This window comes from Flavobacterium fluviale, assembly GCF_003312915.1.
Lineage (GTDB): Bacteria > Bacteroidota > Bacteroidia > Flavobacteriales > Flavobacteriaceae > Flavobacterium > Flavobacterium fluviale.
Genome location: NZ_CP030261.1, coordinates 1,556,431 through 1,577,427, shown reverse-complemented (window position 1 = coordinate 1,577,427; position 20,997 = coordinate 1,556,431). Strand labels below are relative to the sequence as shown.

The following is a 20,997-nucleotide window of genomic DNA, read 5'->3' as shown; positions in this document are numbered from 1 at the left end:
GTTCGCCAGATCCTTTTGTCGGTAAATAGGCAAAAAACGATCTTATTCCTCTGTAAGTTCTATGGCAATTATTTTACAAAATATATTTAAAATTCTGTTCCGAGTTCAGATAATACTTTATCCATTTCAATAAAATGATCTTCGTTATTGGAAGAGTAAAAAAGTTGATTATTGCTCATTACAACAATAACATCATCATCATAATCTCCATAGAAATTTATTCCATCTGCCCAATTTTTAAAAGAAACGCCTTTATTTGTATAATTCTCAGCAATAAAGTTTAGCCCTTTTTCGTCTATTTCATAAAAACATTCAGCAGTAAATTTTAATGCAAAACCAGCTTGAAGAAAAGCCATTGCATTAAAAAAGTCTATCAAAGTCTCTGTTTCCAAATTCCATTCCTTTTCATCATAACTCATGTAAACGGGCGGATTGGGATTCGACAAATTATCCTTATGAATTCCCCAAACACAAGCGTGCTGGTTTTCCGTATAAAATATCAGATAATCATTGTGATTGTAGAATTGAAATCTTTCAGGAATTACAAGAGAATCTTGCGTTTTATTTAAGCTTTGAATTTTACCTAATTCTGAATAATAGTCAACAAAAACTTGTGGAAGATTTCCAAAAATATCTTTTATAATTTGAATTTCATCTTTAGTAAAACCATTTGGTTCGCTAATATGAAAAAGCTTTTTGATTGTTGAAAAATCCGTCATAGTGTTTTACGAATTACTTTCTTCTTTCTAAGAAAAACCGTTTCATTAAATCTGTTGCTTCGTTTGCCATTACGCCAGAAACAACCGTTGTTTTAGGATGAAGTTTTGTTCCCATATTTAGAAAACCGCGCTGTTCGTCTCTGGCTCCAAAAACAATTTTTGAAATCTGGCTCCAATACAAAGCTCCTGCGCACATTTGGCAAGGTTCGAGCGTAACATATAAAGTACAATCTTTTAAATATTTTCCACCAAGAAAATTTGCAGCAGCTGTTATAGACTGCATTTCCGCATGAGCTGTAACATCATTCAGCAGTTCTGTCAAGTTGTGGCTGCTGGCAATTACTTTATCGGCCACAACAATTACGGCACCAACAGGAATCTCGCCTTTTTCAAAAGCCATTTCAGCTTCCTGCAAAGCTTTTTTCATGAAATATTCGTCGGTGAAAGGATTTATCATAATTGCAAAAATAAGGTTTTACACTTACTATTTTAAATTCTATCTTTAGAAAATTCAAAATAAAAAAATAAGAATATACTTATATTTAGTTATTTACGTTTCATTCTAAAATATAAACAATGAAACAACTTAAAATAACAATCCCCGAACCCTGCAACGAAAATTGGGATAAAATGACTCCAGATGCATCAGGAAGGTTTTGCTTGGTTTGCAATAAATCTGTTATAGATTTTACAAATAAGTTACCTGATGAAATTCAGCATTTTTTCAAGAATAATAAAGATCCAGAAGTTTGCGGCAGATTTAAAAAATCGCAGTTAGATTCAATAAGCTTTCAAATTCCAAAACAAGTTTTATATTCTCAAACACAGTATCACAAAATGTTTCTGCTGGCTTTATTTGTTGTTATGGGAACTTCATTGTTTAGCTGCGCTAGTAAAAATGGCAATAAACAGAAAATTGAAAAAGTTGAAGTTGTTGATGAACAAAAATCTTCTTCTTATAGTAAAAGAACAGAGGAAACAATAGAGAATGAAAGAAAATCAACGAATAGTGTACCAATTTGCAATACTGAGCATATAATGGGCGGAATGCCTTTTATGAAAACGGACCAATATAACTATGAAATATTTTCATTACCTAAAAGCGAAAATAAAAAAATATTTTTCCAAACTTCTTTACCTAGAAAAAAAGAAAGCCGTCGAGAAACAGAACCATTTTTCCCTGAAGGAATAACAGAATTTTATGCCTTTTTTGCCAAAGAATTTAAGATACCAGAAAACAAAAAAATGTATAAAAACGCAATAATTGTATTGATAAATGAAAACGGGACTATAACTTATTCTAAGTCAGCTTTAGAAATTGATAAAACCATAGAACAAGAAATTATCAGAGTCTTAAATCTATCTCCAAAATGGAGGCCTGGGAAATCTAAGGGTATTGATACAAGTAAAAAAACTTTTTTCATCATGACAGTAAAATAATATTCGAGTAATAAAAATAACTTAATAAGCGAATTAGAATTCACATTAGAATTAATGAACCAAAAATTGAAAATAACAATCCCCGAACCCTGCAATGAAAATTGGGATAAAATGACTCCAGATGCAGCAGGAAGGTTTTGTTTAGTTTGCAATAAATCTGTTATAGATTTTACAAATAAGTTACCTGATGAAATTCAGCATTTTTTCAAGAATAATAAAGATCCCGAAGTTTGCGGGAGATTTAAAAAATCGCAGTTAGATTCAATAAGTTTTCAAATTCCAAAACAGGTTTTATATTCTCAAACACAGTATCACAAAATGTTTTTACTTGCCTTATTTATTGCTATGGGAACGACTTTATTTAGCTGTGCAAGTAAAAATGGTAAAAAGCAAAGGATCAGCCATGTTGAACTCATTGATGACGATTCACAAGCTATCACTACTACTGAAAAGTTTACAAGTAATAAAACAAATAATAAATCGACAAAAGATCTTCCTCTTGTACCGCCTCTCTGCAAAAATTCTTTCATACTAGGGGGAGGTAGAGTACAATTAAATTACAGCAGACAAATTGAAAAAAATGTAAAAATTGAGGAGAAAAAAATGAATGGAGACAAAATTAAAATCAATAATTCCGATGAGACAAAGAGTGTGTTTTTCCGAGAATATTGCGAGCATTTATCCTTTGAAAAACCTGAAATAATAATTGATCCTAAGAGATATTCTGAACAAAAGATTCATAGTCCAACACCAGAATTTTTAGAATCAATGAAACAATTTACAACAGGTACACCACAATATATGTACATTAATCCAACTGAATCAGAAATAACTCAAAAAGTAGAATATTAAATTTTTGTCAAATTATGAAATCAAAATTGAAAATAACAATCCCTGAACCCTGCCATGAAAGTTGGGATAAAATGACTCCAGATGCAACAGGAAGGTTTTGTTTGGTTTGCAATAAATCTGTTATAGATTTTACAAATAAGTTACCTGATGAAATTCAGCATTTTTTCAGGAATAATAAAGATCAGGAAGTTTGTGGCAGATTTAAAAAATCGCAGTTAGATTCTATAAGCCTTCAAATTCCAAAACAGGTTTTATATTCTCAAACACAGTATCACAAAATGTTTTTACTTGCCTTATTTATTGCTATGGGAACGACTTTATTTAGCTGTGCAGATAAGGATGGAAATAAAAAATGCATTAACAATATTGAAATTATTGAAGAAGAAGAAACACAAGATATGGGTGCTCCAATAACTATAGACAGCACAAACGAAGAATCTAAGAAAAGAGATTATATTATGCAAAATTCTTTAGTACAACAAAATGAACCACTGCCAACATCTCACGCAAACACAACAATAACCTTACAGAATAGAAAAGATACTCTTGATAATATATACTTTGATTTAAATCTAATCGATGAGAACTTGATAGTAGATGGTCTTGTGCGTACATATGAATAGATAAAAAGTAGAAATTATAACAAATTTTTTAATATCTATTTAACATGTTTTCATTAAATAACTCTTGCAATCAATTTTTGTATTACATTTAATTTCTGAAATTCAAAAATGGATAGAAAATTCAAAATAACGATTCCTGAGCCTTGCCAAGAAAACTGGGACAAAATGACGCCAAAGGAAAACGGCCGTTTCTGTATGAGCTGTTCTAAAACAGTTGTTGATTTTACTTCAATGCTTCCTGATGAAATTCAGCATTTTTTCATTCAAAATCAAAAGGACAGAATTTGCGGAAGATTTAAAAATTCCCAATTAGAAACAATTACAATTCAAATTCCAAGTCGGGTTTTATATACTCAGACGAAGTCTCATAAAATGTTTTTGCTCGCTTTGTTTATTGCCATGGGAACTACTTTGTTTAGCTGTGTAAATAAAGAAGGAAACAAGAAAAAAATTGATCAAATTGAAATCGTCGACAATCTGACACAAAATCAAGAGGAAGATGTTTCTTCCTGCTATGGCAATCAGATTGAATCTAAAAAAGAAAAAACAAAAACGCCAAGAGAAAGAGTCACAATGGGAGCGATAATTGCTCCTACAGCTATTGAAAATGACAGATTACATTTTAAATATAGTATTATATACAATGCCGTTGATTTGGATATTCTAGCTGCTCCAAAAAACGGAATGAAAAAATTATATTCTTATTTTGCAAAAAATTATACTGCTTCAAAAGAAGGAGAAATGTCAGTTCTATTTGTTGTAGAAAGAGATGGCACTTTGAGCAATTTTAGAGTAACTAAAAACAAGTCGGCAGAAAATGAAGCAGAAGTTATTAAAGTATTAGAATCTGGTTCAAAATGGATTCCTGGAAAAATAAATAATCGATTTGTTCGATCAACTTTCATTTTGCCAATTACATTTAAATAATGAAAATAAAACATAAAATAACTACTTATATAAATCACAAATTGTTTTTGCCGACGTTGTATGTAGTTATGGCTGTAGTTTTTTTCGGCTGCCAAAACAAAGAAAACAAACAGCAAGAAATTAAGAATATTGAAGCTCACAAAGATACTTTGACAGCACAACCAGAAGTTTTAGATGCAGCAGCAATTAGTACAAAAAAATCAGATCAAGCACCGTCAGATTTATCAAAAATTGAGCAGCTTAATATAAAAAAAACAACGACAATAGCATCTAGAGAAGTAGATGAGAAATCTTCAAAATCTGATAAAGTAAAAAAAGATGATGTTTCTTCAGCTCTAAAACCCCTTTCGAATACAAATGCCGAATTTCCTGGCGGTATTGATCAATTTCATACTTTCTTCATGAAAGAATATAAAAAACCAGAAAATGTAAATTACTGGAAACTCAACTTTACCCTCGCCTTTGCGATAGAAAAAAATGGAAGCGTTTCATTTATTGAATGTTCGCCGGCTGTTGAAGAGCCTTTAGAAAAAGAAATTATAAGGGTTTTAAACTTATGTCCGAAATGGCAGCCAGGTGAATCGAATGGAAAAAAGGTCAGAATGCAGTATTCTGTGCCTATACTTCTAAAATAATACTCACAGATAAATTAAATTTAAAACCGTAAATTTGCTTTTTACCTTATAATGAAAAGCGATTTACTTTCAAACATATACAATCCCGCCGATTTACGTCTTTTAAAAGAAGAGCAGCTTACTGAGGTTGCTCAAGAACTTCGTCAATTTATTATAGATGTGGTTTCTGTAAAAGAAGGTCATTTGGGCGCTAGTTTAGGTGTAATTGAACTGACAATTGCATTACATTATGTTTTTAATACTCCAGATGATTTATTGGTTTGGGATGTCGGACATCAAGCTTATGGACATAAAATATTGACCGAAAGAAGAGAAATTTTTCATACCAATAGACAAATCGACGGCATTTCTGGTTTTCCTAAACGCAGCGAAAGTATTTACGACACATTTGGTGTCGGCCATTCTTCGACTTCTATTTCTGCAGCACTCGGAATGGCAATCGCGTCTAAACTAAAAGGTGATTCTGAAAAACAGCATATTGCCATTATCGGCGATGCTTCTATTGCCAGCGGAATGGCTTTTGAAGGTTTAAATCACGCTGGAGTTACGGACGCCAATATTTTAGTTATTTTAAATGACAATGCAATTGGAATTGATCCTAGTGTCGGCGCTTTAAAACAATATTTGACGGCCGTTAAAAGCGGAAAAAACCCGAGACAGAACAACATGATCAAATCTTTGAATTTTGATTATTCTGGCCCAATCGACGGACATGATTTTCCAACTTTAATCAAAGAATTAAATCGCTTAAAAAAGATAAAAGGACCTAAATTTCTTCACATTGTAACTACAAAAGGAAAAGGTTTGCAGCAGGCTGAAGAAAATCAGGTGAAATATCATGCGCCTGGAAAATTTGATGCTTTGACTGGAGAAATTCATTTAAAAAATGAAGAAAATCTTCCGCCTAAATATCAGGATGTTTTTGGTTTAACTGTTTTGGATCTAGCCAAAAAGAATGAAAAGATTATTGGAATCACGCCCGCAATGCCATCTGGAAGTTCCTTAAAATTTATGATGGATGAATTGCCGGACCGTGCCTTTGATGTTGGAATTGCAGAACAGCATGCCGTAACACTGGCAGCCGGAATGGCAACGCAAGGTATGGTTGTGTATTGCAATATTTACTCTACGTTTTTACAACGTGCTTACGATCAAGTCATTCACGATGTTGCTTTGCAGAACTTACCTGTTATTTTTTGCTTAGACCGTGCTGGATTGGTTGGTGAAGACGGCGCTACGCATCATGGCGTATTTGACATTGCCTATCTGCGTTGTATACCCAACCTAATTATTCACGCTCCTTTAAACGAAATTGAACTCCAAAACATTTTGTACACCGCTCAATTGGGATTAGATCATCCTATAGCGATTCGATATCCAAGAGGCCGGGGCGTCATTTCAAATTGGGAAGTAGAAAATTTCGGACATTACAAAAAAATAAAAATCGGAGAAGCTGAATGCTTAAAAGATGGTACGGAAGTTGCGGTTCTTTCGACCGGAACAATTGGAAATAATGTTATAGAAGCTTTAAAGGAATGCCCTAATTCCAACACTATTGCGCACTATAACTTTAGCTTCATTAAACCATTAGACATCAATTCATTAAACACCATATTTTCAACTTTTAGCACTATAATTACAATAGAGGATGGAGTTAAAAAAGGTGGTTTTGGAAGTGCCATTCTAGAGTTTGCAGCATCTCATAATTTCAAGAACACTATCAAAATTTTGGGTGTTCCAGATGAATTTATTGAGCACGGAACAGTTACCCAACTGCAACAATTGTACAAAGTTGACGTTAAAAGTTTAATAAATCTTTTTTCTAACGGTTCAAAATAATTATTTTGCGATACCAAAAAAAAAATTACCTAATGAAATTATTGCGTTCTACCCTTTTGCTATTATTGCTTTTGAGTACTTCTCATAACTTTGCCCAGATTATACAAACTACTTTGAGTCCGAATCAAGCTCCTAAGCCGCCTTCGAACTGGACGAAAAAAAATCAACTTGGATTTGATATTTCCGAAATTGCTTTTGTCAACTGGAGTGCCGGGGGAACAAGTTCTATCTCAGGTTTATTTAAAGGTGAATTTGGCAGAACATACGCTAAGAAAAATCATAAATGGGTAAACGAACTTATCGTAAAATATGGTTTAAATAAACAAGACGGAACGGAATTAAGAAAAACTGACGACGCTCTTCAATTTAACTCTACGTACGGTTTTAGAAAAGATACAGCTTCTAACTGGTATTACTCTTCTAAATTAAACTTCAATACGCAATTTACAAACGGTTACAATTATCCGAACAGAGATATTGCAATCTCTAAGCCTTTTGCACCAGCTTATATCTTTTTGGGAGCTGGAGCTGAGAATTCAAACAAGGAAAAAAACAGAGTTTTTTACTTCTCTCCTATTACGTTAAAAACTACTTTAGTACTAGATCAATATCTTGCAAACCAAGGTTCTTTCGGGGTTAAAAAAGCGGTGTATGCAACAGACCCGCTGGATCCAGAAAGTCAAATACTAATTGAAGAAGGCCAGAAAGTAAAAGCGGAATTTGGTATACTGCTTACGGCTTACATGAAAAATGAAATTTATAAAAACGTTTTTTACGAAAACAGATTAAGCTTATATACCGATTATTTGAATAAATTTGGTAACGTCGATATAGATTACGACACTCGTTTAGACCTTGTGGTTAATGCTTATGTAAAAGCAAATATTGGTGTGCATTTAATTTATGATGATGATATTAAAACGAAAAAAGACGTTGTTGACCCAGCTACAGGAACAAAAAGCCAAGTAAACGAAGGTCCGAAAATGCAGTTAAGACAGGTTCTTGGCGTAGGACTTGTGTATGCTTTTAAATAATTAAATAGCCTTAAAGCAAAAAAAATATCCTCTAAAATTATTTAGAGGATATTTTTTTTTAAAAACATTAATTGTTTTTTCTTCCGTTAATAGTTTCAAATAATTCCAATGCATTTCCGTCTGTCAATAAAGAAACATAATGGCAAATATGAAGCAGACGTTCGTACAAATTACCTTTGTCTAAATCATGTTTTTCTGGCAGCATTTTTAAAAGTAATTTATCGTAGTTAGAAGCATTCCCTTCAAATTTATTATTGAAAGCTGTAATAAATTTATCCAATAAAGTCTGGATAATTTGATATCCTACAATTTCTTTTTCGATCACTTCACGGCTCTGGTAGATTTTATCAACGCTAAGCTTAATAATATCATTCATCTGCGCTTTGTATTTACTTTTATCTGTTAAAGCATAAGGAAATTTCCCTTGCAGAATTGCCTCTTCATTTTCGATAAAAACATCAACAGCGTCGTTAATTAAAGTTCCAATTGCCAAAGCTCGTAAATAACTTATACGATCTTCCTTAGTCGTTAAGGACTTGTATTTAGAAACTCCAATATTATCTTTTACGAGTTTAATTAAATATTCTAAGGCAAAATCTTCTGAAACCAAACCAAGATTTATTCCGTCTTCAAAATCAATAATAGTGTAACAAATATCATCTGCAGCTTCTACTAAATAGGCTAGCGGATGTCTTTCAAAACCAATATCTTCTCCAGATTTATTGGCAATCATTCCCATATCTTTTGCAACTTCTTCAAAAAATAATTTATCTGTTTGAAAGAAACCATACTTTTTATCGGCGATATCGTTAGTTGGCTTTTTCGGAAGACTTTCTTTTGGATATTTCATAAAAGCACCCAAAGTCGCATAAGAAATACGAAGTCCGCCTTCAATTCCTGGACGACTTGCAGTAAGGACCGAAAAGCCATTTGCATTTCCTTCAAAATCAATTAAATCCTGCCATTGTTTATCTGTAAGCTGATTTCTGAATTTTTGTCCGTTTCCAATAGAAAAATATTCACCAATCGCTTTTTCACCAGAATGTCCAAAAGGCGGATTCCCAATATCATGCGCCAATGATGCTGCAGCTACAATGGCCCCAAAATCATTCATATGATACCCGTGGATTTCTTTTAAATAAGGATATTTCTCAATAATCTTTTTTCCAACCAAACGTCCAAGCGAACGTCCTACAACCGAAACTTCCAAACTGTGCGTTAAACGTGTATGTACGAAGTCAGTTTTAGAAAGAGGAATAACTTGTGTTTTATCTTGTAAACTTCTAAAAGCAGCAGAAAATATAATTCGGTCATAATCTACCTCAAAACCCAAACGAGTATCATCTTGTTCTACACGTAATCTTTTGCTTGTGTCTCCTTGACGTTTTAATGATAAAAGTTGTTCCCAGTTCATTTTTTAATTTTAGATTGCTGATTTTATATTTTAGATTGAGAATCTAAACGTCAAAAATACGTTTTATTTTAGGATAAAAATATGCCACAGATTAATTTGATTTAAAAGATTAAATGTTTTTGTTTGCCACGAATTTCACGAATTTTCACAAATCATTGCACGTGAAAATACTCGCGTTCGCAAATGGAACTTTTAGACGCATTTGCCAGCTTTAAATACCCAAACGAAATTTGACCAAGATTTTACGATAGTCACTCGTCGCATATACCTTCGAGTACAGAAATGGTGAATTATTTATACTTCACTTGTACTGACATTGTTTTTTTTGGAGCAGAAGACTTTTGTTTTCAAAATCACCTTCAGTCCCGCTATCCGCTATATCTTTTATGGCGAACCCCGCCATAAAAGGATGCCGCTTCTATCGGGGCTAAATAAGAAATTTTAGATTTTATAAGATCTAAAAAACAAAAAAGCATTCGACGCGACGAATGCTTTTCTATTTATATTCAAAGTTAAAACTAGAAGTTTTTAGAAATCCCGATGTTTACTGTTTTACCAAAATTGAAATAAAATGAATTGACATCCGCTCCGTTATTATCGAAGCTCAGAGTCTCGTAGCCTAAACCTCCAATACTAAAGTTAAGTCCAAAACCTTTTTTCATATTTATGAAAAGAGCTGGAGTAATACTTGCATAGATACCATCTGCCTTCGATTCATTATCGCCTAGTGCCGAATAAACTGTGTTTTTTTGATTTTGAAAACCAGCTCCTAAATCAGCAAAAACTGCAAAAGTTTCACTTAGTGGAACTGAATAACGTAAAAACGCCCCGGCTTTAAAATCATTTGATTTTGATTCGCCAGCGCCCTCAACTTCACTCTTTGAGGAACCAATTAAAAATTCCCCTCCTACTGTCCAGTTATCATTAAATTGATATCCAACTCTTGGAGAAAAATCAAATTGACTGATTTTATCTTTCCCTGTTTGAAATTCTCTATTAGTAGAAGTGTAACCAATGTTTCCCCCAACTAAAACCGTTCCTTTTTGCGCATTTGCAAAGCCAAAAACTGACAATGCAAGAATAAGTAGCATTTTTTTCATAAGTTATATTTATTAAGATTTCACATACAAACAACAACAAGAATACCAGTATTGAATCGTAGAGATCTTATTAACAATTAGTTAAACCCAGCAGGGATTTAACCTGCGAAAGATTAAAAAAACGAAAAAAGAAATTGTTAGCATAAAAAAAAGCATCCGCGATGGCGGATGCTTTCTGAAATTGAATATATAAAACTTAGATTAGAAGTTTTTAGAGATTCCGATGTTGAATGTTTGACCGAAGTTAAAGTAGAAACTATTAACATCTGGACCATTGTTATCATAGCTTAATGTTTCGTATCCTAAACCACCAATGCTGAAGTTTAAACCGAAACCTTTTTTCATATTAATGAAAAGAGCTGGAGTTACACCTACATACATACCGTCTGCTTTAGATTTTGCGAAAGCATTTCCTGGGCCGTATTCTTTATATTTTGCATTTTGGAAACCTGCTCCCATATCTGCAAAAACAGAGAAAGTTTGGCTTAATGGCATTGTATAACGAACAAATGCACCTAATTTGAATCCGTTATTTTTTTCTTCAGTAATACCGTTATCGTCATTAGAAGAACTAACAGTAAATTCACCTCCAACTGTCCAGTTTTCGTGAAATTGGTAACCTACTTTAGGAGAAAAGCTAAATTCATTTACTGTTCTTTCGCTGTTAGCAAATTCTGTTTTTTCAGAAGTAAATCCGATGTTACCACCTACTAAGATTGTTCCTTTTTGAGCACTTGCAAAACTGCAGACAGCCAATGCAGCCATCACTAAAATTTTTTTCATAACTTGGGTTTTAATTTATTTTAGCATTCCTTTAACAATAACGATGCCGTGAATAAAGGGCTGCTGGATTTTTTTATATTTACTTTAATAATGTAAAATGTAGTAATAGAAACTATTTCTATTTACTTTTGTAGCAAATAAAAAGTCTATGTCGATAGAAGTAAACAGCATATCAAAAAGTTACGGAGAGCAAAAAGCTTTGAATGGAATTTCTTTTAAAATTGAGAAAGGAGAAATCGTAGGATTTCTTGGACCCAATGGAGCTGGAAAATCTACTTTAATGAAAATTTTGACCACGTATTTACTTGCCGATAGTGGCTCAGCCCTTGTAAATGGTCATGATGTCATGTCAGCTACTAAAGCAGTGCAGCATTCTATTGGGTATCTTCCAGAACATAATCCGCTATATTTGGATTTGTATGTTCGTGAGTATTTGGCTTTTAATGCCGATGTTTATAACGTGCCAAAATCTAGAATTGAAGAGGTAATTGAACTGACAGGACTGACACCAGAAAGCCATAAAAAAATTGGTCAGCTTTCTAAAGGATACCGCCAGCGTGTTGGACTTGCGAATGCTTTACTCCACAATCCAGACGTTTTAATATTAGATGAACCAACTACTGGATTGGATCCTAACCAGTTAATGGAAATTCGTAATGTGATTAAAAATGCAGGAAAAAATAAAACTGTTTTTTTATCTACACACATTATGCAGGAAGTAGAAGCGATTTGCGATCGTGTCATAATTATTGACAAAGGACAAATTGTAGCAGATAATAAATTAGATCATTTAGTTACTGCAAATAAAGAGCAAGTAATTGAAGTAGAGTTTGATTATAAAGTTGAAGAACAGCTTTTAGCTAAATTGGCGAATATAAGTTCTTACGTTAATACACATGACATGACGTGGGAACTGACTTTTGTTACTGATAAAGATATGCGTCCTGCTATTTTTGATTTCGCCAACGAAAATGGTTTAAAAACTTTACAATTGAATCAAAAAAATAAAAATCTAGAAGCTGTTTTTAGAGAGATTACGAAATAAGTTTTCAGTCTCAGTCACAGTTTTCTTAGAAAAGCGGTTTGTTTTAAACTAAAAACAAACCGCTTTTTTTAATGTACTCATTTCTTAGAATCAACCAATTATGTTTTAAAGCTCAAATTAATTCTATTTTTATTTAGACTTATTATAAATAGTTTATATCTTTGGCAAATCAAATTATAAATGCCACCAGTATGTTAGTACTTCAAACTTTCAAAAAAACTATTTCTACTGTTTCAATTTTTGCAAAACATCTTCAAAAAAGATTCTCGGATAAATTAGAACGAATTGTGCTTCAATAATTCTAATTCAATTTTTTTTAAAGATTACTTTCTAACGAAGATTTAGATCGTGCAAAAATTCAAACAAAATGAAAAATTTTATAACATCTATTATGCTTGCTTTTTCGGTATATGGATTTTCACAAGAAAAAGAAAAAAATGACAGTATCATAGAAACATCTATAAATGCTCTGGATGAAATCGTGATTGCAAGAAAGAAAGTTTTATTTACACAAAAATCAGATCGTCTTGTTTTTAATGTAGAAAACAGCATTGTTTCTGAAGGCGGTACGGCACTTGATGTTTTGTCGCGTGCTCCAGGCGTTGTTGTCTCTCAGGACGGCGATTTATCAATTCGCGGTCAACAAGGTGTTGCAGTAATGATTAATGGAAAATTGACACAGCTTTCGCAAAAAGAATTGGCCAATTATCTAAAAGCCACAACCTCATCCAATATTAAACAAATAGAAGTTATTACAAATCCTTCTTCTAAATATGACGCAGCCGGAAAAGCTGGAATTATCAATATCATTTTAAAAAAGCCAAATGCTTCAGGTTTAAAAGGAACTGCTTTTGCCAGCTATGGAAGAGGCCGAAAAAACAGAACCAATTCTGGCTTCAACTTAAATTACAATAAAGATAAATGGGGCGTTTTCGGAAATTACAGCTATACTTTCCGTGGTGAAGAAGAGCATAAACAATTTAATCAAATTCAGTTTACCGATCCAACTCGTCAAGAAATTGTCAGCACAAATCACCAGACTTCTATTACTGATGAACCTCTGACTTCTAATAATTTCAAAATTGGCACTCAATATGAAGTTTCTCCTAAAACGAATTTAGAGTTTTATGTAGATGCAAAAATCGGTCGTTATGAAAATATCGCAAACGGAACAAATGCTGTTTTAAATACAGCCAATCAGCCTATTTTTGATGCTTTGACTTATAATGACAGTAAAGAAAAGTGGAATGATTATACGTATGCTTTTTCTGGAGTTCATAAATTTAATACTGAAGGAAAAAATATGTCTTTTGATTTTGAATATGAAACATTTAAATTTAGATCTAATCAATTTCAAAGTGCAGACAATACCGGCAATGCTGCAGTTGTAAACGACCGCCGTGGTTACATTCCTTCTCAAGTAAGAGTTTTTACAGGAAAAGTTGATTTTGTGAATCCTTTCAAGGAAAAACAATCTATTGAATGGGGATTTAAAGGTTCGGTGAAGAACAATGATAATCCTTCTGTATACGAATATTTCGATAACAATCAATGGCTGATCGATTTTAATTCGACCAATCATTTCGAATATAATGAACAGATTTATGCCGCTTATGCGAATTACAAATATCAGTTAGAAAAACTGAACATTCAAGCGGGTTTAAGAACCGAATACACTGCCATAAATATTGATCAAAAAACGTTGAATGAAGAGCATAAAGATGATTATTTGAAATGGTTTCCCAGCCTTTCTTTAAAATACGAATTTACAAGCAGTCATTCTGCTCATGCATCTTACAGCAAGAGAATCAATAGACCGAGCCAGTTTGATTTGAATCCGTTTCGTTTCTATGATGATTCATTTAATTATACGCAGGGAAATCCAAACTTGATTCCTGAGATTACGCATGCAATGGAAATTGGCTATGCCTGGAAAAGTAATTTTATGGCTTCTATTTATTTTAATAGTACAAAAGATGTTTTCACAGAAGTATATAACTACAATTCAGTAACCAACACCACAGTAACCACTCAAATAAATGTGGACAAATCATACAATTACGGAATCAATATTACCAATACAGCTGAATTTTATAAATGGTGGTCTGTGAATACTTTATTGAATGTTTTTGAAAATAAATTTATGGGCAATGTTTTAAACAGCTCTACAATTGATCCTATAATGACTTTGAATGTAAGTGTTCAAAATTCTTTCAATATAACTGATACTTGGAAAGCGGAAGGAAATGCACAATATCAATCTAAATCGAATCTTGGAGTTTATGAAAGAGATGGTTTCTTTGATTTCAGCATTGGAATTTCTAAACAAGTCTTGGCTAAAAAAGGAAATATCAAATTGAATATTACTGATGTTTTCAATACTAATAATTTCTACATCAAATCTGTAGTTGCGCAGACCAGTATAGACAAAAGATATGATCTTGACAATCGTATTGCGACGATTGCATTTACATACCGAATATAAAGTTTCGTTCTTTAAATACCTTGTTTTTTGTTTTTTTTGTGTTAGTTAGAGCCTGTTTCCTTCAAACAGGCTCTTTGTATTTTAAATCCCTGTATTCTGTTACCATTTCGTTTTTTCAGAGAATCTCGAAACCATCATCGAACAAATTACATCTCCGTTTGCATTTAGCAAAGTGGCTATTGGATCGACCAAAGTTCCTAAAATCATAGCAACCGGGAGTGCTTGTTCCATTGGAAAGCCATAAACTGTAATCGCTAGGATTTCGCCAATATAACCGCCGTTTGGAATTCCGCCTTCAACAATAGAAACAATTACTGTAATTCCTAAAGCCAAAAGAATAGTCATTGGATCTGTAAAATCCTTTCCAAACATGGCAAACAAAAAAGTGATTTTTAAAATAGATGACATACTCGAACCGTCTTTGTGCAATGGCGCGCCAAGTGGAATTACTAAATTTCGAACATGTGCCGGAATTCCCATTTTTTCTGCTGCTTCCAGATTGGCTGGAATAGTCGCAATACTGCTGCACGTTCCTACTGCGGTTAAAGACGGCGTTATATTATTAGTCCAAAAAACTTTAAAAGCTCTTTTCCCGCCAGCGACAAGTGCGTATAAACTAAAGAACACGAAGAAATAAAAGATACAGGCTGCATAATAAACTGCCATAGGTTTTGCATAAACGCCAAACAACTGCGGTCCAAAAATACCAACCTGATACGCAAAGTAAGCTCCCAAACCAATTGGTGCCAATTTCATTATAATGTTTAAAAGCTGTTTCATAACCTCGTTTCCAGAATCGAGAAAACTCTTGAAAGCATTTCCTTTTTCACCAGACTGCAATGTTGCAAAACCAATTAAAAAAGAAAAGATGATCAAAGCAAGCATGCTTTTTCTAGAGAGCAATTCGAAGAAATCATTTGCTGTTACTAGTTTTGCAATTTGATCTCCAGCCGATCCTGAATCCATGTTTTCTAAAGGAATTTTAGTAATAGCTATATCCTGATGAATGGGGAAAAGATAAACGGCAAAAATCATCACAATTGCCGAAATAAGGATTGTAGCCAGAAAAACCAAAATCATGATAACAAACAGCTTTCCGAGTTTTTCCGTTCTCTCCAAATTAGCAATTGACGAACCAATTGTAAAAAAGATAAGCGGGATAATGGCCGTGAAAAGTAAGTTCAGAAATATATCCCCAATTGGTTTTACTATCAAAACTTTTTCTCCGAAAACCAATCCAAAAATACTTCCTATTATAATCCCTCCAAGAAGCGTTAATATACTGCTGTAATTATGTAAAAAATTGATTTTCTTAACTTCCATAATTTTAAACGATTATAATTCAGAATGATTAATTAAAGAATGAAAGTACTAAAAAAAACTGCGTGAATTGATTTTCTTTTGCCGCAGATTATACGGATTAACACAGATTAAAAAAATCCTTTAAATCTTTTAATTGTGGCAAAAAAATTATCTCTCCAGAACAATAGTCGTAAAAGCTCTGTCAACCAATTCTCCTGTTTTGCTTTTTACTTTTTCTGTCTGTGTTTCTGTGTACGCGATCGTAAAAGGTGTTTTTTCGATTAGCTTTTGAGCCTTTTCAGTGCTGTAAAGTTCAAATTCAAATTGAGTAAATGGAAGTTTCTTCATAAAGTCTTCCTCTGCAAATGTTAAGCAGAAATTTCCGTTTGGTTTTAAAACCCTGTAAATTTCTAAAAGTAATTTTTCTGGTTCCTGCCAAAAGTAAATTGTATTTACGGTAAATATTTTATCGAAAAATTCGTCTTCAAATGGAATTTTGTTTCCATCATAAAGTGAAAAAAAAGCTTGTTTTTGAGAAACAAAATTTCGGTTTATCTGGCGCGCTTCCTGAAACATCAGTTCCGACATTTCCAGTCCATAATATCTTAGATTGTCAGCTTGTTCGAATAAAAATGCTGCGTGTCCTGCATTTCCATGACCTAATTCCAGAATTTTATTTTCTTTAGAAATATTTAGATTTTGAATCGAATGACGAGTCATATTGATGTTCGTTTCGTTCATCATATTTGCCATTTCGATTCCTTTCTCTCCCGACGGATTTTTTAATTGAGAGGCTATGGCTTGTAGTTCTTCTTGTTTCATAATTTTTTAAATTTCAATTAAAAAAAATCCAAATTCCAACTTTTTTGTCATTCCGAGGAACGAGGAATCGCACTAGAAACTCTACAAAGTAGATCGCCAATCTTTGTTGACACCCGGGTGCGATTCCTCGTTCCTCGGAATGACAAAACTATACTTGAACAACTTTGTCAAAGTTTAAAACTTTGACAAAGTTCCTCGCAAATACCTTAAAAAACCTGACTTGCAATCTGGCGGATATTCTCAGATTTCCCCATTGAATAATAGTGTAAAAATGGAACTCCGGCAGCTTTTAATTCTAATGACTGCTGAACTGCCCACTCGATTCCTACTTGTTTAATTTCAGCGTTATTCTTGCATTTATCTATAGCATCGATTAAATCTTCTGGTAAATCGATTCTAAAAATCTGCGGCAAAATCTGTAAATGCCTTTGAACAGCGATTGGTTTAATTCCAGGAATAATTGGAATTGTGATACCAATTTCTCTTGCCTTTTTTACAAAATTAAAATATTTAGAGTTGTCAAAAAACATCTGTGTTACCACATAATCTGCTCCTGCATCAACTTTTTCTTTTAATCTTTTTAAATCTGATTGTAAAGATGGTGATTCTAAATGTTTTTCAGGATAACCTGCAACACCAATACAAAAATCAGCTTTATTGTCTATATCCATCACTTCATGCAGATATTTCCCGCAGTTCAAATCGTTAATTTGGCGTACCAAATCAATCGCATAATGATTTCCTCCCGCTTTTGGTGTAAAAGACTGCTCATCCTTCATTGCATCTCCGCGAAGCGCCATCACATTGTTAATTCCTAAATACTGACAATCAACCAGCATATATTCAGTTTCTTCCTGCGTAAATCCGCCGCAAAGCAAATGCGGAACTGTATCTACATTGTATTTATGTTTTATAGAAGCGCATATTCCAAGCGTTCCCGGACGCATACGAGTTAATTTTTTATCCAAAAGTCCGTTACCACGATCAATGTAAATATACTCTTCGCGAGAAGTCGTTACATCAATAAACGGCGGTTTAAACTCCATTAACGGATCTATATTATCGTATAATTCCTGAATGCTTTTCCCCTTTTGAGGCGGAATAATTTCAAATGAGAATAATGTTTTTCCTTTGGCGTTTTCTATATGCTCTGTTACTTTCATTTTTTATTTTTGTTTCAAGTTTTTTAAGTTTCAGGTTTCAAGTTACGTGCGAACCTGAAACCTGAAACCTGAAACTTTTTCTTTTAATCTGCTATATTAGGATTTAACCATTTCATGGCGTAATCTGTTGGAACATTTCGTCGTTTGGCGTAATCTGTAACTTGATCTTCTTTTATTTTTCCGAGTCCGAAATATCGGCTTTTTGGGTTTCCGAAATAATATCCCGAAACCGATGAAGCTGGCCACATCGCCATGCTTTCTGTCAGAGTCACTCCAATTTCTTCGTCTACATTTAAAAGTTTCCAAATAGTTGGTTTTTCCAAGTGATCTGGACAAGCTGGATAACCCGGCGCCGGACGAATTCCTTTATAATTTTCTTTAATCAATTCTTCGTTGGTTAAAGATTCTTCTGTATCATAACCCCAGAAATCTTTACGTACTCTCTCGTGAAGATATTCGGCGAAAGCCTCTGCAAAACGATCGGCAAGCGCTTTCACCATAATCGAATTATAATCGTCTAAATTCTTTTCATATTCCGCTGCCCATTCGTCAACACCAAAACCTGTGGTTACACAAAAAGCTCCCATATAATCTTCTATTCCGCTTTCTTTTGGCAGAATAAAATCGGCTAAAGCGATGTTTGGAGCACCTTTTGTTTTTTGTGACTGCTGGCGAAGCGTTAAGAATTTTTCCAATACTTTTCCGTTTTCGTCACGCAATTCGATATCGTCATCATCCACCTGATTCGCAGGGAAAATTCCGTAAATACCTTTTGCTTTTAGTTTTTTCTCTTCTAAGATTACTTTAAGCATCGCCTGAGCATCTTTAAACACAGATGTTGCTTGTTCACCCACAACCTCATCGGTTAAAATTGCCGGATATTTTCCGTACAATTCCCAAGTTTGGAAAAACGGTGTCCAGTCGATATACGGAACCAAAACATCCAGTTCTATTTCGATGGTTTGCGCACCAATTACTTTTGGTTTAGTCGGCGTGTATTCAGACCAATCCAATGGTAATTTGTTTTTACGGGCATCTTCAATCGTTAAGAAGTTTTTATCTCTGGAACGATTTAAAAATGTTTCTCTAAAAGAATCGTATTCTGCACGAATATCGGCTGCATATATTTTTCGGTTATGATCTAATAGATTTCCTGCAACGGTAACGGCTCTCGAAGCATCGTTTACGTGAATTACAGTTTCTCTATATTGAGGAGCAATTTTCACCGCGGTGTGCGCGCGCGAAGTGGTTGCACCACCAATCATAATCGGGATTTTAATATCTTGTTTGTCCAATTCTTTGGCCAAATACACCATTTCGTCAAGCGAAGGTGTGATCAGTCCGCTTAATCCAATAATATCTACTTCATGTTCAATCGCAGCTGCAATAATTTTTTCTGGAGGCACCATAACACCTAGATCTACAATCTCGTAATTGTTACAAGCCAAAACTACCGAAACGATGTTTTTACCAATATCATGAACATCACCTTTTACGGTTGCCATTAGGATTTTCCCATTTCCTTGTTTATCTCCGGCTTGCTTACTTGCTTCGATAAAGGGCAGTAGGTAAGCCACCGCTTTTTTCATTACACGAGCCGATTTCACCACCTGTGGCAAGAACATTTTTCCGCTTCCGAATAAATCTCCAACGACATTCATTCCAGCCATTAAATTGATCTCGATAACTTCAATTGGTTTTGTTGCTGCCAAACGGGCTTCTTCCACATCTTCTTCAATAAAAGCATCGATTCCTTTTACCAACGAATGTGTAATACGATCCTGAACAGATCCTAAACGCCATTCCTGAATCGCTTTTTCATCGCTTTTTACTTCTCCTTTTACATTTTCTGCAAAATCTAAAAGTCGTTCTGTAGCATCGTCGCGTCTATCTAAAATTACGTCTTCAACGTGTTCTAATAAGTCTTTAGGAATATCATCATAAATCGTAAGCATCTCTGGATTCACGATTCCCATCGTCATTCCATTTTTAATGGCATGGTATAAAAACACTGAGTGCATCGCTTCACGAACCGTATCATTTCCTCTAAAAGAAAACGAAACGTTACTTACACCACCACTAATATGTGCGTGTGGTAAATTCTCACGAACCCATTTTGTTCCTCGAAAAAAGTCCAAAGCATTCAGGCGATGTTCTTCCATTCCTGTTGCAACTGGGAAAATATTCAAATCGAAAATAATATCCTGCGGAGGAAAACCTACTTTGTTTACCAAAATATCATAAGAACGTTGGCAAATCTCCACTCTACGATCGTAATTATCGGCTTGCCCAACTTCGTCAAATGCCATAACAATAGCAGCTGCTCCGTAGCGTTTGATTAATTTGGCATGATGAATAAAGGCTTCTTCTCCTTCCTTTAACGAAATCGAGTTTACAACGCTTTTTCCTTGTACTACTTTAAGACCTGCTTCGATGATTTCCCATTTCGAACTGTCAATCATAATCGGCACTCTCGAAATGTCTGGTTCTGCAGCAATTAAATTCAAAAATTTAGTCATTGCATTAACGCCATCAAGCATTCCCTCATCCATATTAATATCGATGATTTGTGCTCCTCCCTCTACCTGCTGTCTTGCAATATCAAGTGCCTCGTCATATTTCTCTTCCTTGATTAATCGAAGGAATTTTCTTGAACCTGTTACATTCGTACGTTCCCCAACGTTTACAAAAACACTTTCGGGCGTAATAATCAATGGTTCTAATCCTGATAATACAAGGTCTCTTCTTTTTTCTGCCATTTTCTTTTTAAGTTACTAAGATTCTAAGACGCTTAGATTCTGAGTTTTTTTATTC

Annotated in this window: 18 protein-coding genes; 9 read left to right on the top strand and 9 right to left on the bottom strand. The window is 33.9% G+C overall.

Annotation, left to right across the window (positions count from 1 at the left end; all coding sequences use genetic code 11):
- Window positions 1–86: 86 nt before the first annotated feature.
- Both HYN86_RS07095 and HYN86_RS07090 read right to left on the bottom strand, forming a co-directional pair.
- Window positions 87–719, bottom strand: coding sequence for a hypothetical protein (locus HYN86_RS07095; protein WP_113677410.1), 633 nt, complete (start codon window positions 717–719; stop codon window positions 87–89).
- A gap of 13 nt (window positions 720–732) precedes the next feature.
- Entirely contained in the window at window positions 733–1,176 is a 444-nt protein-coding gene (locus HYN86_RS07090; RefSeq protein ID WP_113677409.1) for a nucleoside deaminase, read from the bottom strand.
- 119 nt (window positions 1,177–1,295) lie between these two features.
- Here HYN86_RS07090 and HYN86_RS07085 point away from each other — a divergent pair, with 119 nt between their 5' ends.
- From HYN86_RS07085 to HYN86_RS07055, 7 genes are all read left to right on the top strand, one after another.
- Window positions 1,296–2,159 (top strand): hypothetical protein, encoded by an 864-nt coding sequence (locus HYN86_RS07085; protein ID WP_113677408.1) that lies wholly within the window; start codon window positions 1,296–1,298, stop codon window positions 2,157–2,159.
- A gap of 66 nt (window positions 2,160–2,225) precedes the next feature.
- A complete protein-coding gene (locus tag HYN86_RS07080) occupies window positions 2,226–3,011 on the top strand; it encodes a hypothetical protein (protein ID WP_162789320.1) in 786 nt (261 codons plus the stop codon).
- 14 nt (window positions 3,012–3,025) lie between these two features.
- Window positions 3,026–3,634 (top strand): hypothetical protein, encoded by a 609-nt coding sequence (locus HYN86_RS07075; RefSeq protein ID WP_113677406.1) that lies wholly within the window; start codon window positions 3,026–3,028, stop codon window positions 3,632–3,634.
- 108 nt (window positions 3,635–3,742) lie between these two features.
- Entirely contained in the window at window positions 3,743–4,561 is an 819-nt protein-coding gene (locus HYN86_RS07070) for an energy transducer TonB (protein ID WP_113677405.1), read from the top strand.
- Complete coding sequence (locus tag HYN86_RS07065) at window positions 4,561–5,196, top strand: energy transducer TonB (RefSeq protein ID WP_113677404.1); 636 nt, start codon at window positions 4,561–4,563, stop codon at window positions 5,194–5,196. The genes HYN86_RS07070 and HYN86_RS07065 overlap by 1 nt, the downstream gene beginning before the upstream one ends.
- Before the next feature lie 51 nt (window positions 5,197–5,247).
- Window positions 5,248–7,035, top strand: a complete 1,788-nt coding sequence (locus HYN86_RS07060; protein ID WP_113677403.1) for a 1-deoxy-D-xylulose-5-phosphate synthase — start codon at window positions 5,248–5,250, stop codon at window positions 7,033–7,035.
- Between the two features lie 32 nt (window positions 7,036–7,067).
- A complete protein-coding gene (locus HYN86_RS07055; RefSeq protein ID WP_113677402.1) occupies window positions 7,068–8,069 on the top strand; it encodes a DUF3078 domain-containing protein in 1,002 nt (333 codons plus the stop codon).
- A gap of 67 nt (window positions 8,070–8,136) precedes the next feature.
- On the opposite strand, the gene HYN86_RS07050 is transcribed toward HYN86_RS07055, so the two are convergent.
- From HYN86_RS07050 to HYN86_RS07040, 3 genes are all read right to left on the bottom strand, one after another.
- Window positions 8,137–9,483, bottom strand: coding sequence for a deoxyguanosinetriphosphate triphosphohydrolase (locus HYN86_RS07050; protein ID WP_113677401.1), 1,347 nt, complete (start codon window positions 9,481–9,483; stop codon window positions 8,137–8,139).
- A gap of 518 nt (window positions 9,484–10,001) precedes the next feature.
- Window positions 10,002–10,583, bottom strand: a complete 582-nt coding sequence (locus HYN86_RS07045; protein WP_113677400.1) for an outer membrane beta-barrel protein — start codon at window positions 10,581–10,583, stop codon at window positions 10,002–10,004.
- A 201-nt stretch (window positions 10,584–10,784) separates the two neighbouring features.
- Window positions 10,785–11,366, bottom strand: a complete 582-nt coding sequence (locus HYN86_RS07040) for an outer membrane beta-barrel protein (protein ID WP_113677399.1) — start codon at window positions 11,364–11,366, stop codon at window positions 10,785–10,787.
- A 148-nt stretch (window positions 11,367–11,514) separates the two neighbouring features.
- On the opposite strand from HYN86_RS07040, the gene gldA reads away from it, so the two are divergent.
- Both gldA and HYN86_RS07030 read left to right on the top strand, forming a co-directional pair.
- A complete protein-coding gene (gene gldA / locus HYN86_RS07035) occupies window positions 11,515–12,411 on the top strand; it encodes a gliding motility-associated ABC transporter ATP-binding subunit GldA (protein WP_113677398.1) in 897 nt (298 codons plus the stop codon).
- Between the two features lie 367 nt (window positions 12,412–12,778).
- Entirely contained in the window at window positions 12,779–14,896 is a 2,118-nt protein-coding gene (locus HYN86_RS07030; RefSeq protein WP_113677397.1) for a TonB-dependent receptor domain-containing protein, read from the top strand.
- Window positions 14,897–14,995: 99 nt separating this feature from the next.
- Here the strand turns inward: HYN86_RS07030 and HYN86_RS07025 are convergent, their stop codons facing one another.
- The 4 genes from HYN86_RS07025 to metH form a co-directional block, all read right to left on the bottom strand.
- On the bottom strand, window positions 14,996–16,219 hold the full coding sequence (locus HYN86_RS07025) for a dicarboxylate/amino acid:cation symporter (RefSeq protein ID WP_113677396.1): 1,224 nt from the start codon (window positions 16,217–16,219) through the stop codon (window positions 14,996–14,998).
- 147 nt (window positions 16,220–16,366) lie between these two features.
- Complete coding sequence (locus HYN86_RS07020; RefSeq protein ID WP_113677395.1) at window positions 16,367–17,020, bottom strand: class I SAM-dependent methyltransferase; 654 nt, start codon at window positions 17,018–17,020, stop codon at window positions 16,367–16,369.
- 206 nt (window positions 17,021–17,226) lie between these two features.
- Window positions 17,227–18,183, bottom strand: a complete 957-nt coding sequence (metF, locus tag HYN86_RS07015; RefSeq protein WP_113677394.1) for a methylenetetrahydrofolate reductase [NAD(P)H] — start codon at window positions 18,181–18,183, stop codon at window positions 17,227–17,229.
- 83 nt (window positions 18,184–18,266) lie between these two features.
- Entirely contained in the window at window positions 18,267–20,942 is a 2,676-nt protein-coding gene (gene metH / locus HYN86_RS07010; protein ID WP_113677393.1) for a methionine synthase, read from the bottom strand.
- Window positions 20,943–20,997 lie beyond the last annotated feature (55 nt).

Bases quoted from the DNA above. Each gene is read 5' to 3' on its own strand.
- HYN86_RS07095 (WP_113677410.1), bottom strand. From the start codon at position 719: ATGACGGATTTTTCAACAATCAAAAAGCTTTTTCATATTAGCGAACCA.
- HYN86_RS07090 (WP_113677409.1), bottom strand. From the start codon at position 1,176: ATGATAAATCCTTTCACCGACGAATATTTCATGAAAAAAGCTTTGCAG.
- HYN86_RS07085 (WP_113677408.1), top strand. From the start codon at position 1,296: ATGAAACAACTTAAAATAACAATCCCCGAACCCTGCAACGAAAATTGG.
- HYN86_RS07075 (WP_113677406.1), top strand. From the start codon at position 3,026: ATGAAATCAAAATTGAAAATAACAATCCCTGAACCCTGCCATGAAAGT.
- HYN86_RS07070 (WP_113677405.1), top strand. From the start codon at position 3,743: ATGGATAGAAAATTCAAAATAACGATTCCTGAGCCTTGCCAAGAAAAC.
- HYN86_RS07065 (WP_113677404.1), top strand. From the start codon at position 4,561: ATGAAAATAAAACATAAAATAACTACTTATATAAATCACAAATTGTTT.
- HYN86_RS07060 (WP_113677403.1), top strand. From the start codon at position 5,248: ATGAAAAGCGATTTACTTTCAAACATATACAATCCCGCCGATTTACGT.
- HYN86_RS07055 (WP_113677402.1), top strand. From the start codon at position 7,068: ATGAAATTATTGCGTTCTACCCTTTTGCTATTATTGCTTTTGAGTACT.
- HYN86_RS07050 (WP_113677401.1), bottom strand. From the start codon at position 9,483: ATGAACTGGGAACAACTTTTATCATTAAAACGTCAAGGAGACACAAGC.
- HYN86_RS07045 (WP_113677400.1), bottom strand. From the start codon at position 10,583: ATGAAAAAAATGCTACTTATTCTTGCATTGTCAGTTTTTGGCTTTGCA.
- HYN86_RS07040 (WP_113677399.1), bottom strand. From the start codon at position 11,366: ATGAAAAAAATTTTAGTGATGGCTGCATTGGCTGTCTGCAGTTTTGCA.
- gldA (WP_113677398.1), top strand. From the start codon at position 11,515: ATGTCGATAGAAGTAAACAGCATATCAAAAAGTTACGGAGAGCAAAAA.
- HYN86_RS07030 (WP_113677397.1), top strand. From the start codon at position 12,779: ATGAAAAATTTTATAACATCTATTATGCTTGCTTTTTCGGTATATGGA.
- HYN86_RS07025 (WP_113677396.1), bottom strand. From the start codon at position 16,219: ATGGAAGTTAAGAAAATCAATTTTTTACATAATTACAGCAGTATATTA.
- HYN86_RS07020 (WP_113677395.1), bottom strand. From the start codon at position 17,020: ATGAAACAAGAAGAACTACAAGCCATAGCCTCTCAATTAAAAAATCCG.
- metF (WP_113677394.1), bottom strand. From the start codon at position 18,183: ATGAAAGTAACAGAGCATATAGAAAACGCCAAAGGAAAAACATTATTC.
- metH (WP_113677393.1), bottom strand. From the start codon at position 20,942: ATGGCAGAAAAAAGAAGAGACCTTGTATTATCAGGATTAGAACCATTG.